The organism is Mesobacillus harenae (assembly GCF_013343715.1).
GTDB classification, from domain to species: Bacteria; Bacillota; Bacilli; order Bacillales; family Cytobacillaceae; genus Mesobacillus_A; species Mesobacillus_A harenae.
Genome location: NZ_JABUNR010000002.1, coordinates 67,683 through 81,466, shown reverse-complemented (window position 1 = coordinate 81,466; position 13,784 = coordinate 67,683). Strand labels below are relative to the sequence as shown.

Below are 13,784 nucleotides of genomic sequence, written 5' to 3'. Positions count from 1 at the left end.
TAGTTGACACTCGTTTTTATTCCATGATAGAATCACTCTCGTACTATAGAACAGCTAATTTTAATTTATTAATTTAATAATTGCTCTTATCAAGAGAGGTGGAGGGAAGTGCCCTATGAAGCCCGGCAACCGTCAATAAGCATTGCTTGTTGAAATGGTGCCAATTCACGCAAAGCAATTGCTTTGGGAGATGAGAGAAAGGTATTCAATAAATATTGCCTTTCTGCTCACTTGCAGAAAGGCATTTTTAATTTATTTGCATCAATTTGCCTGTATAAACAAAAACTTGAATGAATTAGCTGTTTTTAGTGAAATGTCTCCGCTTTACGGAATGAAGAGGGTGAATCAAGTGATTTCAATAAAAAATGTTAAAAAGATTTATCCTTCAAAAGATGGTCCGGTAACGGCTGTTGATGATGTAAATCTGGCAATAGAAAATGGAGAAATTTTCGGCGTTATTGGCTATAGTGGGGCTGGAAAAAGTACGCTAATCCGGATGCTTAATGGCCTAGAGATTCCTACTGAAGGTTCGATTGTTGTAGCTGGCAGAGAAATGTCGAAAATCGGAGGTTCCGAACTGCGACAGGCCCGCCAGGAAATCAGTATGATCTTTCAGCACTTTAACCTTCTTTGGTCACGTACAGTTCGCGATAATATAGCTTTCCCGCTTGAAATCGCTGGTGTGCCAAAGAAAGAAAGGCTTAAAAGAGTAAAGGAATTAGTGAATCTTGTCGGCCTTGAGGGGCGAGAAAATTCTTACCCATCTCAATTAAGCGGCGGGCAGAAGCAAAGGGTTGGTATAGCAAGGGCGCTAGCTAATAACCCAAAAGTACTGCTTTGTGATGAAGCAACTTCAGCTCTTGATCCGCAAACAACCGATTCAATTTTGGAACTTCTAGTCGATATAAACAAACGGCTTGGACTAACAATTGTGCTCATTACCCATGAGATGCATGTAATTAGGAAAATCTGCCACCGTGTAGCGGTTATGGAAGGTGGGCGGGTAGTTGAATCAGGGCCTGTCCTCAACGTCTTTAAAAATCCGCAGCAGGCAATTACGAAGAGGTTTGTACAACAGGTTACTGAACCAGAAGAAACTAAGGAAACAATAAAGCATTTACTTTCGCTTTATCCAGAAGGACAAGTGATCCAGCTGTCTTTTGTCGGTGAAGGTGCAGAGCAGCCGCTCATTTCTAACCTGATTCGAAACCATCCGCTCATGGTGAATATTTTACAAGGGAAAATATCACAGACTCAAAACGGCTCTTACGGCACTTTGTTTATTCATCTAGATGGAGAAAAGGCCCAAATTGATGAAGCGATTGCCTATATCCGTTCCTTCGAGGTCGGAGTGGAGGTGATCAAGAATGATTGAGGAATTTTTTCCTAACGTAAACTGGGAACGAATGTGGGAGGCTACAAGAGAAACACTCTATATGGCAAGTATCTCTGTGGTGGCGACCTTTATTTTTGGTATTATCCTTGGATTACTGCTTTTCTTGACATCGAAGGGAAATATCTGGGAAAACAAGCCGGTTAATTTTATCGTTAGTTCATTTGTTAATATTTTTAGGTCCATTCCCTTTATAATTCTAATTGTTCTGCTGATTCCGTTTACTAAAATCGTGATTGGCACAATGATCGGTGAGAATGCCGCACTGCCAGCCTTGATCATCGGGGCTGCACCATTTTATGCAAGAATGGTTGAAATTGGACTCCGTGAAATTGATAAAGGAGTAATCGAAGCCTCTAGGTCTATGGGGGCAAAAACAACAACGATAATTTGGAAGGTGCTTATTCCAGAATCGATGCCAGCTCTCGTATCAGGGATAACCGTAACAGCCATTGCACTCGTCAGTTATACCGCGATGGCTGGAGTGATTGGGGCAGGCGGGCTTGGTAATCTCGCATTCCTTGAAGGTTTCCAAAGAGGCCGTAACGATGTAACATTAATGGCGACAATCATTATACTTGTAATAGTTTTTATTATCCAATATATTGGTGACACGATAACATCTAAGTTAGATAAACGATAAGGAGAGGTTAACATGAAGAAATTTTTAAGCATCATTCTTACCGTAGCACTTATTGCTGCTCTTGCAGCATGCGGAGGGACAGAAGACAATGCCGGAGGCGGAGCCGAGGGCGGAAATGAAGAAAGCACAGAATTAGTAGTTGGGGCTTCTAACGTGCCTCACGCTGAAATTCTCGAACAAGCAAAGCCGATCTTAGCAGAACAAGGAATTGACCTTACAATTGAAACTTTCCAAGACTATGTTGTTCCGAACCAGGCTCTTGAATCAGGTGAACTGGATGCTAACTACTTCCAGCATATCCCTTACCTTGAATCACAAATGGCTGAACATGGCTATGAATTTGAAGTAGCAGGCGCAATTCACATCGAACCAATTGGAGTATACTCTAAAAAGTACAAAAGCTTGGACGAGCTTCCCGATGGGGCAACCATTATTATGAGCAGCTCGGTACCTGATCATGGCCGAATTCTTTCTATGCTTGAAGCTGAAGGATTAATTACGCTGAAAGAAGGCATTGAAAAAACAAAGGCAACCATTGAAGATATAGTTGAGAACGAGAAAAATCTTGATTTCCAAACTGAGTATGAAGCTGCACTATTACCGCAAATCTACAATAATGACGAAGGCGACGCAGTTTTAATTAACTCAAACTATGCAATTGATGCCGGGTTAAATCCATTAGAAGATGCAATTGCACTTGAGGAGCAAGAGTCTCCATACGCTAACGTCATCGCAGTCAATAAGGGAGATAAAGATAATGAAGCTATTCAAGCTCTTGTAGAGGTTCTTCACTCAGCAGAAATTCAAGAATATATTCTTGAGCAGTACGAAGGAGCCGTAGTACCTGTAACTGAATAATAAAAGCTAATCCGATTGTGCCCCTGGGCTGCAATCGGATTTTTTGTCAATTGGGTTAGAAATCTAGGTTGTGGACGTTGTCTATACCTAGCTCACCACGTAACTACAAGAGCTTGTCTAGCAGGTAAAATCGTTCATTGACCGCTGCTGAAGAATGCTTCTAGTGATTTATTATGATAAGCAGCAAATGGGATTGTTTTGAGTGCTATATAGGCAGAATGCTTGATTTTTTAGGAAATATAATCGGATTTCATGGAATATAAATAAAGCCTCTTTTTTAAGAAGCACCATCTGCTCGTTATTACACAGCAAGTGATGCATTTTCCACGGTATTCGAATAGTTCCCTTAAAAATAAACATACTATTGATGAAAAAACTAAAATGGGGTGGAGTATGATGGAACATCATTTCGAAGCGCAAAATTCATCTGAAGCGGCTCTTCATGAATATAAGTATGGATTGGGGCTTTTTACGAAAAAAATGCCCGAGATAGCACGCCATTATAATGCTTTTACAGAAGTTTGCTTTGAAGAAGGGACTTTGTCCCAGAAAGAAAAGCAACTGATTGCACTGGGCATTAGTTTATATTCACAAGATGAATATTGCATTATTTATCATGTTAAGGGTTGTCTGGACCAGGGGGCAACCGAGGAGCAAATTCTTGAGGCTGTTGGAGTGACAGCGGCATTCGGAGGAGGAGCTTCCTTGAGTCAGGGTGTGACACTTGTCCAAGAAGCCATACAGGATTTTAACCAATTACAGCAATAAAAGATGGTACAGTGAAGAATTGGGAGGTATCTGCCAGTATTTTAAGGCTAAGTGAGCTGGGGAAGTGGTACCCATGCTGACTCCGAAATATCCAGAAATTTACGGTTTTATCAGCTTTGTAACGGGTAAATAGATAGTGTTAAGCTTATATTGTCTAAATTACCTCGCGAAAGCGAAAAAACGAAGGGATGGATTCTTTATCAGTAGTCGAATGCATTTAAACTATACGAGTGAAATGGAAAAAGCGATGCAAGGTGCCCATGGAGTTGGATATGAAGTTTATAGCCAAAAGCATGAAGTTCGAATGAAAGTTGAACAAAAGAGAGAACAGGATTACCTGCAAAGCCAACGTATAGTAGCAGATCTAGACCGTAAAGTCCATTCGTAAGCCACTGTATATTTAATAGGAAGAAAAATGGTAAACCAGTGTATCCGTACACTGGTTTTATCTTTATGAACATATTGTTTGCTTATGTGTTTCTGGACAGTCGGCGAGCGACGGACAGGATGTCCTAGTCAGGCGAGTGCCGCAGGACGCGGCAAGCTACGAGCGTGGCTTTTCTTTGTCTAGCTGCAGCGCCTAGCTCCTCGAGTCGCTTCGGTCCTGCCGATGAAGTCAAAGAACGACTTCACTCGGCGGGCCCTCCAGCGCTTGTCGGAGCTAAACAAGGCGCTTCCGCTTTTCTTTGTCCAGCTGCGCCTCCTAGAAACTCGGCAAACTTCAATTCCTCCTTCAGAAGCACAAACCGCTTCTTTGTTGGAATTTCCAGTTTGCTCGTTTCTGGACAGTCGGCTCGCTTTTCTTGCCATACATGTTTCTGGTTTCTGGGGAAAAAATAAGGTGGACATGCCTCTTATTTAGGAGGAGGAATCTTTAAACTGTGAAGAATCCAGCAGCAGTGCGGGTGGGTAAGGAGTTATTACTGCCCATGTGGTGGTTTCCCTAATTATGCCAATAATAATATAGAGGTTCTAAAGGTTGCTAACAGTTTTCAATTGTTATAAGATTGTAATGAGAATAAAATGAGAATGGAAGAAAACTTCGGTACAACCGAGTTAAATCTTCATTTATATTGACGGAGGTAATATTATGGCAGGATCTGTATTATCAATTAAGGACCTTCATGTAGCAATTGAAGGCAAAGAAATATTAAAAGGTGTGAACCTTGAAATAAAGGGTGGAGAAATCCATGCAATTATGGGGCCGAATGGTACAGGTAAATCCACTTTATCGTCTGCAATTATGGGACACCCTAAATACGAAATAACCAGCGGAAGTGTTACCTTAGATGGTGAGGATGTTCTTGAAATGGAAGTTGACGAGCGTGCAAAGGCAGGCTTATTCCTAGCAATGCAATATCCAAGTGAGATCAATGGTGTTACAAATGCTGACTTTTTACGTTCTGCTGTTAACAGCCGCCGTGAAGAGGGTAAGGAAATTTCTTTAATGAAATTTATCCGCACTATGGATTCAAAAATGGAGCTTCTTGAAATGGATCCGGATATGGCCCAACGTTATCTAAACGAAGGCTTTTCAGGCGGGGAGAAAAAACGAAATGAAATTCTCCAGTTAATGATGATTGAACCAAAAATTGCCATACTTGATGAAATCGACTCTGGACTTGATATCGACGCGTTGAAAGTTGTTTCAAAAGGCATTAACGAAATGCGCGGCGAAGATTTCGGATGTTTAATTATTACACACTATCAGCGTTTATTAAACTACATTACTCCTGACCACGTCCATGTCATGATGCAGGGACGCGTTGTAAAGTCAGGCGGTCCAGAACTTGCACAGCGCCTTGAATCAGAGGGTTATGACTGGATTAAAAAAGAACTGGGCATCGAAGACGAAACAGTCGGGCATGAAGCGTAGGCCGTTAGGGGGATCGTAATGACAACAGAACTAAAATTACCATTTGATCAGGAATACATTAAGTCCTTTTCAAAGGACATGAACGAACCGGAATGGCTTACAGAGCTGCGGATTCAGTCCCTCACAAAAGCTGAGGCACTGCCGCTTCCAAGGCCGGATAAAACAAAGATTAATAACTGGAACTTTACACAATTTGATAAATTGATCGTTAAAAGTGAAGCATTTGCTTCCCTTAACGAGCTGCCAGAACAGGTTAAAGCGCTCGTTGATATGGAAAATAACGATAAGAACATTTATGTGCAACGCAATAATAAGCCGGCATACCTGTCTCTTTCTAAGGAAAGTCAGGAAAAAGGCGTTATTTTTACGGATATCTATACAGCTGCAAGAGAACATAGCGATCTGCTAAAGAAGTTCTTTATGACTACGGCTGTAAAGGCGGATGAACACAAGCTTACCGCTCTCCATGCAGCGTTTTTAAATGGCGGGGCATTCTTATATATACCAAGAAATGTGGAGTTGGATGAACCGGTCCAATCAGTCTTTATCCATGACGATGAGGAAGCCAGTGTTTTCAATCATGTCCTCGTAGTAGCTGAAGACAATAGCTCCGTCACGTATGTAGAAAATTATATCTCTACTGTTGAATCATCTAATAGCTTATTCAACATTGTGACTGAGGTAATTGCTAATTCCAATGCAAAGGTGCTATACGGTGCCGTTGATACACTTGCTAAAGGTGTAACAACTTATGTGAACCGCCGCGGAATTGCCGGCAGAGACGCCAGAATTGAGTGGGCACTTGGTTTAATGAATGATGGAAATACAATTTCCGAAAATATCACTAATTTAATCGGAGACGGTTCCTTTGGCGACACCAAAACGGTTGTAGTTGGACGTGGAGACCAGAAGCAAAATTTCACAACAAGCGTTGTTCACTTTGGCAAAAATACCGAAGGCTTTATTCTTAAACATGGTGTTATGAAAGACAGTGCTTCTTCTATCTTTAACGGAATTGGCAAGATTGAGCATGGCGCATCAAAATCAAATGCTGTTCAGGAATCAAGAGTTTTGATGCTGAGCGAAAAAGCACGCGGTGATGCCAACCCAATTCTCCTAATTGACGAGGATGACGTAACAGCAGGTCACGCAGCTTCAGTTGGGCGTGTAGATCCTTTACAGCTGTACTATCTAATGAGCCGCGGTATTTCTCAAAAAGAGGCGGAACGTTTGATCATTCACGGCTTCCTTGCACCAGTTGTTAATGTACTACCTATTGAAGGGGTTAAAAAACAGCTTGTGGAAGTTATTGAAAGGAAAGTAAAATAATGAATGTTCAAGATATTCGCGAAATGTTTCCGATATTAAACCAAGAGGTAAATGGAAGTCCGCTCGTTTACTTGGATAGCGCTGCTACATCACAAAAGCCATATCAGGTTATTGAAGTGCTTGATAAGTATTATCGTGAATATAATTCCAATGTACACCGGGGTGTTCACACGCTTGGAACGAGAGCAACGGATGGATATGAAGGCGCGAGGGAAAAAGTTAGAAGATTTATTAACGCGAAATCCACAGAACAAGTTATTTTTACGCGAGGAACAACAACTGCTATAAATACTGTTGCCCATGGATATGCAAGACCCAATCTGAAGGAAGGCGATGAAATCGTCATTTCCCATATGGAGCACCATAGTAACATTATTCCATGGCAACAGGCTGCGAAGCATACTGGAGCAACTTTGAAATACCTTCCTCTACAGGAAGACGGTACGATTTCAATGGAAGATGCCCGCAAAACGATTACGGCTAACACTAAAATCGTTTCGATTATGCAGGTATCAAACGTTTTGGGCGTAGTTAACCCGATAAAGGAATTAGCTCAGCTTGCTCATGAAAATGGTGCGATTATGGTTGTTGATGGGGCACAAAGCGCTCCCCATATGAAAATAGATGTCCAAGATTTGGATTGCGATTTCTTTGCTTTTTCTGGACATAAAATGTGCGGACCAACCGGAATTGGGGTATTATACGGGAAAAAGGCTTTGCTTGAGAATATGGAGCCCATTGAATTTGGCGGGGAAATGATTGATTTTGTTGACCTATACGATTCAACCTGGAAAGAGCTTCCTTGGAAATTCGAGAGCGGTACACCTATTATTGCCGGAGCTATCGGATTAGGGGCTGCCATCGATTTCCTTGAAGAGATTGGGCTTGACAACATTCTGGCTCACGAGCATAAACTGGCAGCATATGCATTTGAAAAAATGTCTGCTCTAGATGGCATGACCATTTATGGGCCTAAGGATCCGATGAAACGTACGGGGCTTGTAACGTTTAATATTGATGATGTGCATCCTCATGATGTTGCTACTGTGCTTGATGCAGAAGGGATCGCTGTTAGAGCAGGTCATCATTGTGCTCAGGTTTTAATGAAATGGCTAAAGGCTTCATCTACAGCTCGCGCCAGCTTCTACCTGTATAATACGGAAGAAGACATTGATAAGCTTGTCGAAGGGCTTATCAAGACAAAGGAGTATTTTAGCGATGGCTTTTAATAATTTAGATACGCTTTACCGTCAGGTTATTATGGACCATTATAAAAATCCCCGTAATAAGGGCGCTTTAGATGAAGGCAGTCTAACGATTAACATGAATAACCCTACTTGTGGTGACAGAATTCAATTAACACTAAAAGTAGAAGACGGCAATGTCTCAGATGCAAAGTTTGACGGAGAAGGATGCTCAATCTCCATGTCATCTGCCTCAATGATGACTCAGGCAATTAAAGGCAAGAGCCTTGAGGAAGCAATTAAGCTTTCTTCTATCTTCTCTGATATGATGCTAGGCAAGGAATATGATGAGGATATTGACCTGGGCGATATTGAAGCCCTTCAAGGAGTTGCCAAGTTTCCGGCCAGAATCAAATGTGCAACGCTGGCATGGAAGGCAATGGAAAAGGGAATAAGGGAAGATGAGCAGTAACGAAAAAGCAAGCCGTTAAACTTTAAACGTTTGCTTAGGAATGGAGGAATTGACGATGGCTAAAAAGATGCCTGAAATCGGTGATTATAAATATGGCTTTTCTGATAAGGACGTTTCCATCTTCCGGTCCAAGCGTGGATTAACACGTGAAATCGTAGAGGAAATCTCAAAGTTAAAGAAAGAGCCACAGTGGATGCTTGACTTCCGTTTGAAGTCATTAGAGCAGTTTTACAATATGCCAATGCCTCAGTGGGGCGGCGATATGGCTTCTCTGAATTTTGATGAAATCACTTACTATGTAAAACCTTCTGAAAAAACAGAACGCTCTTGGGATGAGGTACCAGAAGAAATCAAACAAACGTTTGATAAACTCGGTATTCCTGAAGCCGAGCAAAAATACCTTGCAGGTGTGTCTGCTCAGTATGAATCAGAAGTTGTTTACCATAATATGCAAGAAGATCTTGAAGCGCAGGGGATCATCTTTAAAGATACAGATTCAGCGCTTCGGGAAAACGAAGAACTTTTCCGGGAACACTTTGGAAAGGTTATTCCGCCAACGGATAACAAGTTTTCAGCGCTAAACTCTGCTGTATGGTCTGGCGGATCCTTTATATATGTTCCTAAAGGAATCAAAGTGGAAACTCCTCTTCAGGCTTACTTCCGAATTAATTCTGAAAACATGGGACAGTTTGAGCGGACACTCATCATTGTTGATGAAGGCGCGCATGTCCATTATGTTGAAGGCTGTACAGCTCCTGTGTACACAACAAACTCACTCCACAGTGCTGTTGTTGAAATTATCATAAAGAAAGATGCATACTGCCGTTACACGACTATCCAGAACTGGGCAAACAACGTATTCAACCTTGTAACCAAACGGGCAGTCTGTGATGCTCATGCTACAATGGAATGGATTGATGGGAACATTGGATCCAAACTTACGATGAAATACCCTGCTGTTATTTTAAAAGGTGAAGGCGCAAGAGGCATGACCCTTTCCATCGCAATAGCAGGTAAAGGCCAGCATCAGGATGCTGGTGCAAAAATGATTCATCTTGCACCAAATACTTCATCTACTATCGTATCTAAATCGATTTCAAAGCAAGGCGGTAAAGTAACCTACCGCGGCATCGTCCACTTTGGGCGCAAAGCTGACGGAGCCCGCTCGAATATTGAATGTGATACACTGATTATGGATAACAAGTCTACATCTGATACAATTCCTTATAACGAAATCCTAAACGACAACATCTCGCTTGAGCATGAGGCGAAGGTTTCTAAGGTTTCGGAAGAGCAACTGTTCTACTTGATGAGCCGTGGAATTTCTCAGGAAGAAGCAACAGAAATGATTGTAATGGGCTTCATCGAGCCATTTACAAAAGAACTTCCAATGGAATATGCTGTAGAAATGAACCGCCTGATCAAGTTCGAGATGGAAGGTTCTATCGGTTAAAAAGTTTATCGGAAATCCATTTGCCCTTTGGGTAAATGGATTTTTTAAATCGTTTTTTAGCCATCCTAAAGGGATATAGTCCTACTATCTAACTTGCAGCGGAGTTATGATATCATAATTTTAGGGGGTGTATTATGATTTTAATTGGTGTAACTGGATGGGGCGATCATGACAGCTTGTATACAAGCAGGGTTTCTGGCCGGGAAAAGTTAACTGAGTATTCAAGTTTTTTTCCAGTTGTTGAAGTCGATACTTCGTTTTATGCGGTTCAGCCTCTCAAAAATGCAGAACGCTGGGTCAAACAGACACCAAAGTCGTTTCGCTTTATCGTTAAAGCCTATCAGGGAATGACAGGCCATCAGCGAGGCGACCTTCCTTTCGACAGCAATACGGAGATGTTTACGGCATTTAAAGACTCACTTAAGCCTTATATGGAGGCTGGGAAACTTGCCATGGTTTTATTCCAATTTCCTCCTTGGTTTGAATGCAAACGTGAAAATGTTAATTATTTGCGCTGGTGTAGAATTCAAATGGATGACATCCCTTGTGCATTAGAGTTCAGGAACCAAACATGGTTTACTGGTGAAACTAGATCAAAGACAATTGATTTTATGAAAAAGGAAAATTGGATCCATAGCATATGTGATGAACCCCAAGCAGGAGTAGGGTCTATTCCGACTGTAGCAGAAGTTACGAACTTAGATCAGGTCTTAGTGAGGTTTCATGGCCGAAATGTGCATGGCTGGAATAAAAGAGGCAATGTGAACTGGAGGGAAGTCCGCTATCTGTATCGTTATAATCAACGAGAGCTGGAAGAATGGAGTAAAGTGTTAAAAAAGCTTCATAGCCAATGTGAAAATGTGTATGCCGTTTTTAACAATAACTCAGGCGGAGATGCAGCAGACAATGCCTTACAGATGCTTGATCTTTTAAACATAGAATATGGAGGGCTTGCCCCCAGGCAGCTAGGTTTGTTCTAACATACCAGCCCAATGTCCTTTTAAAATTACATATGCATTGTCGATGTAAGTGAGGGTGGCTAAAATTAAGGTTGTCTGCCGTCATCCTTAGTAAAATAGTTAAATCGTTACAAATGAAAGAGGCAAAGTTAATGGAAATCATAGTACTGCTTATAATTGGACTATCAGCTGGAACGATTGGTGCTCTTGTAGGGCTTGGAGGCGGAATCATCGTGGTTCCAGCGCTTCTGTTTTTCGGAACTTATACAGCTGTTATCAGTGAAGTTTCACCGCAGACTGCTGTGGGTACGTCATTAATTATTATGATTTTTACCGGATTATCTTCAACGCTTGCGTATTTAAAACACAAAACGGTTGACTATAAAAGCGGTTTGATTTTCTTTGCGGGCAGTGGTCCAGGTGGAATAATCGGAGCCTGGATCAATAAGTTCCTTAATATACAAAGCTTTAATATTTACTTTGGCATCTTTATCGTCCTTATCTCACTGCTTTTAATGGTAAAAAGCCATTTGAAGCCCATGTCGGCTGTTACCGAAAAGGGGGTTAGGAGGACTTTTACTGATCCTGCAGGCCGAACCTATACCTATGGTTTTGGAGCAATAACTGGAATCCTTGTTGCCTTTGTAGTAGGGCTTGCTTCTGGATTGTTCGGTATCGGTGGTGGTTCCATGATGGTCCCAGCAATGATCCTGATATTTCTATTTCCGCCCCATGTAGCTGTTGCAACTTCAATGTTTATGATATTTTTATCTTCGTTAACGAGCTCAGCTGCGCATATCAGCCTTGGAAATGTGAATTGGACATACGCGCTTGCTCTCATTCCAGGAGCCTGGATTGGCGCAAAACTTGGATCTTACATAAATATGAGATTGGAAAGTGCAACTGTTGTAGTGTTTTTACGTATCATTCTGATTCTTATTGGAATAAGATTAATCTACCAGGGAGTTACAGGCTCATAGGCTTTAGAACATAAAAGTGTCACGCTTGCTTTGTGACTCAGCTTAATGCAGAGGACTGAGAATTTTGGAAACCATTCATATTTATCATACAAATGATTTACATAGCCATTTTGAGCATTGGCCGAGAATTGACCAGCTTCTGAAAGAGCGGCGGCATTGGCATGAACAGGCCGGCGATGAAGTGTTTATTTTTGATATAGGCGACCATATGGACAGATGGCATCCCTTTTCTGAAGGTACCAGGGGTAAAGGAAATTGTCAGCTGCTTAATGAGTCAGGCTATGATGCAGTTACTATTGGAAATAATGAAGGAATCACACTTTCCTATGATGAACTGGACAATTTGTATAACGAGAGGAACTTTCATGTACTTGCTGCTAATTTGTATAAACAGGATGATAGCAGGCCAGATTGGGCAAGTCCGTTCCATGTATACACTACAAAAAACGGAATTCGGCTCGGTGTAATCGGCTTAACTGCTTACTATGGGCATTTTTACAATTTGTTAGGCTGGAAGGTTACCGATCCGCTTGAAGAGATTAAGCTGCAAATAGACCAGCTTAAAGATAAGACTGATGCAATCGTACTGCTTTCACATTTAGGCATACATGATGATGAAGAGATCGCAAAGCGGTTTCCGGAAGTAGATGTGATCCTTGGCGGGCACACACATCATATTTTCCATAATGGGCGGCTCGAAGGGGAGACACTTTTGGCAGCAGGAGGGAAGCACGGACAGTATATAGGGCATATCACTATTGAATTTAATCCGGAAACAGGCGTGATAGCACAAAAGAGGGCGGTTCTTTATGATGTGCTTGAACTATCACCAGTTCCTAAAGAACAGGCAGTAACGGAACAGCTGTATGATGATGGGAAAACTCTGCTGAATGAAACTGTAGTAACAATTCCTGAAACCTTAGAGGTTGACCATTTTGGAAACTCCGCTCTTCCTAGGCTTTTATGCCAAGCAATGCTGGAATGGTGTAATGCTGATTGTGCCTTTCTAAATGCTGGGCTAATTCTTAAAAGTCTTCCTAAGGGCCCTGTTACGAAGTATGATTTATTAACCATATGCCCTCATCCGATAAATCCTTGTATAGTAGAACTGTCGGGCCGAGAATTAATCGAAATCATGAAAGAAACCTTTGAGCCAAAGTGGCCCCATCTGCAAGTAAAAGGGTTAGGTTTTAGGGGTACAGTAATGGGGATTTTCATTTATGAAGGGATAGAATTTACTCCAGGATCGCATGATCATCAAATGTGGGTGAATGAAAAGCCAATCGACCCAAGCTTTAATTACAAAATTGCTGTACCTGATATGTATACGTTTGGGCGGCTGTTCCCTTCAATCCGCCGGGCTGAACACAAAAACTATCTCTTTCCAGATTTTCTAAGAGATCTGCTTGAATGGGAACTAAAAAAAGCCTTTGAATAGAGCATTCACGCTTTTCCCCTTCCTGTCATAAATTGTAATGGGAAGGAGGATGACAAGAATGATTGATCTTTCACCAATTGTTATAGATGGCCACACCTTTTTGGCCGTATCGGTTGAACTGCCTAAAACAAACCTGCTTGTTGTCACTAGCGAAAAAGGCTATATCATGTGCGGAGCCTTAGATGTTGGATTGTTAAACGAAAAGCTTAAGGGCCGCAAAGTAATTGCCGGCCGGGCTGTTGGGGTTAAAACCATTCAGGAGCTGTTAGATGCACCCTTGGAATCTGTTACCTATGAAGCAGAAAGCATGGGCATTCCCAAAGGGACGATAGGCCGAGAAGCTTTATTAAAAATGATCTAAGAGACAGTCTGACGAGGCTGTCTTTTAATTTGCCATAAAACCTTGAAAAAAATTATTGAAATGTTGATTT

General features: G+C 41.6%; 14 protein-coding genes and 1 riboswitch. All 14 genes read left to right on the top strand.

Going from position 1 to position 13,784, the window contains the following annotated elements:
• Positions 1-83: 83 nt before the first annotated feature.
• Positions 84-197, top strand: a riboswitch (SAM riboswitch).
• 152 nt (positions 198-349) lie between these two features.
• The 14 genes from HRJ06_RS02660 to HRJ06_RS02595 all read left to right on the top strand — a co-directional run bounded on the left by HRJ06_RS02660 (position 350) and on the right by HRJ06_RS02595 (position 13,714).
• Positions 350-1,375: an ATP-binding cassette domain-containing protein gene (locus HRJ06_RS02660; protein ID WP_174728420.1), complete on the top strand. Its 1,026-nt coding sequence runs from the start codon at positions 350-352 to the stop codon at positions 1,373-1,375.
• A complete protein-coding gene (locus HRJ06_RS02655) occupies positions 1,368-2,036 on the top strand; it encodes a methionine ABC transporter permease (RefSeq protein WP_174728417.1) in 669 nt (222 codons plus the stop codon). Before HRJ06_RS02660 ends, HRJ06_RS02655 begins: the two co-directional genes overlap by 8 nt.
• 12 nt (positions 2,037-2,048) lie before the next feature.
• Positions 2,049-2,894 carry a MetQ/NlpA family ABC transporter substrate-binding protein gene (locus tag HRJ06_RS02650; RefSeq protein ID WP_174728414.1) on the top strand — a complete coding sequence of 282 codons (846 nt, stop codon included), beginning with the start codon at positions 2,049-2,051 and terminating at the stop codon, positions 2,892-2,894.
• Between the two features lie 396 nt (positions 2,895-3,290).
• Positions 3,291-3,662, top strand: coding sequence for a carboxymuconolactone decarboxylase family protein (locus HRJ06_RS02645; RefSeq protein WP_174729293.1), 372 nt, complete (start codon positions 3,291-3,293; stop codon positions 3,660-3,662).
• 211 nt (positions 3,663-3,873) lie between these two features.
• Positions 3,874-4,050: a YuzK family famiily protein gene (locus HRJ06_RS02640; protein ID WP_174728173.1), complete on the top strand. Its 177-nt coding sequence runs from the start codon at positions 3,874-3,876 to the stop codon at positions 4,048-4,050.
• Positions 4,051-4,752: 702 nt separating this feature from the next.
• Positions 4,753-5,538: a Fe-S cluster assembly ATPase SufC gene (gene sufC / locus HRJ06_RS02635; protein WP_174728411.1), complete on the top strand. Its 786-nt coding sequence runs from the start codon at positions 4,753-4,755 to the stop codon at positions 5,536-5,538.
• An 18-nt stretch (positions 5,539-5,556) separates the two neighbouring features.
• Entirely contained in the window at positions 5,557-6,867 is a 1,311-nt protein-coding gene (gene sufD / locus HRJ06_RS02630; protein ID WP_174728408.1) for a Fe-S cluster assembly protein SufD, read from the top strand.
• Positions 6,867-8,096: a cysteine desulfurase gene (locus HRJ06_RS02625; protein WP_174728405.1), complete on the top strand. Its 1,230-nt coding sequence runs from the start codon at positions 6,867-6,869 to the stop codon at positions 8,094-8,096. The genes sufD and HRJ06_RS02625 overlap by 1 nt, the downstream gene beginning before the upstream one ends.
• Positions 8,086-8,523 (top strand): Fe-S cluster assembly sulfur transfer protein SufU, encoded by a 438-nt coding sequence (gene sufU / locus HRJ06_RS02620; protein ID WP_174728402.1) that lies wholly within the window; start codon positions 8,086-8,088, stop codon positions 8,521-8,523. Before HRJ06_RS02625 ends, sufU begins: the two co-directional genes overlap by 11 nt.
• Positions 8,524-8,578: 55 nt before the next feature.
• Positions 8,579-9,976, top strand: a complete 1,398-nt coding sequence (gene sufB, locus HRJ06_RS02615) for a Fe-S cluster assembly protein SufB (RefSeq protein WP_174728399.1) — start codon at positions 8,579-8,581, stop codon at positions 9,974-9,976.
• Positions 9,977-10,110: 134 nt separating this feature from the next.
• Positions 10,111-10,956, top strand: a complete 846-nt coding sequence (locus tag HRJ06_RS02610; protein ID WP_174728396.1) for a DUF72 domain-containing protein — start codon at positions 10,111-10,113, stop codon at positions 10,954-10,956.
• A gap of 131 nt (positions 10,957-11,087) precedes the next feature.
• A complete protein-coding gene (locus HRJ06_RS02605; RefSeq protein ID WP_174728393.1) occupies positions 11,088-11,915 on the top strand; it encodes a sulfite exporter TauE/SafE family protein in 828 nt (275 codons plus the stop codon).
• 64 nt (positions 11,916-11,979) lie between these two features.
• A complete protein-coding gene (locus HRJ06_RS02600) occupies positions 11,980-13,353 on the top strand; it encodes a bifunctional metallophosphatase/5'-nucleotidase (protein WP_174728390.1) in 1,374 nt (457 codons plus the stop codon).
• Between the two features lie 58 nt (positions 13,354-13,411).
• Entirely contained in the window at positions 13,412-13,714 is a 303-nt protein-coding gene (locus HRJ06_RS02595) for a YunC family protein (RefSeq protein WP_174728387.1), read from the top strand.
• Positions 13,715-13,784 lie beyond the last annotated feature (70 nt).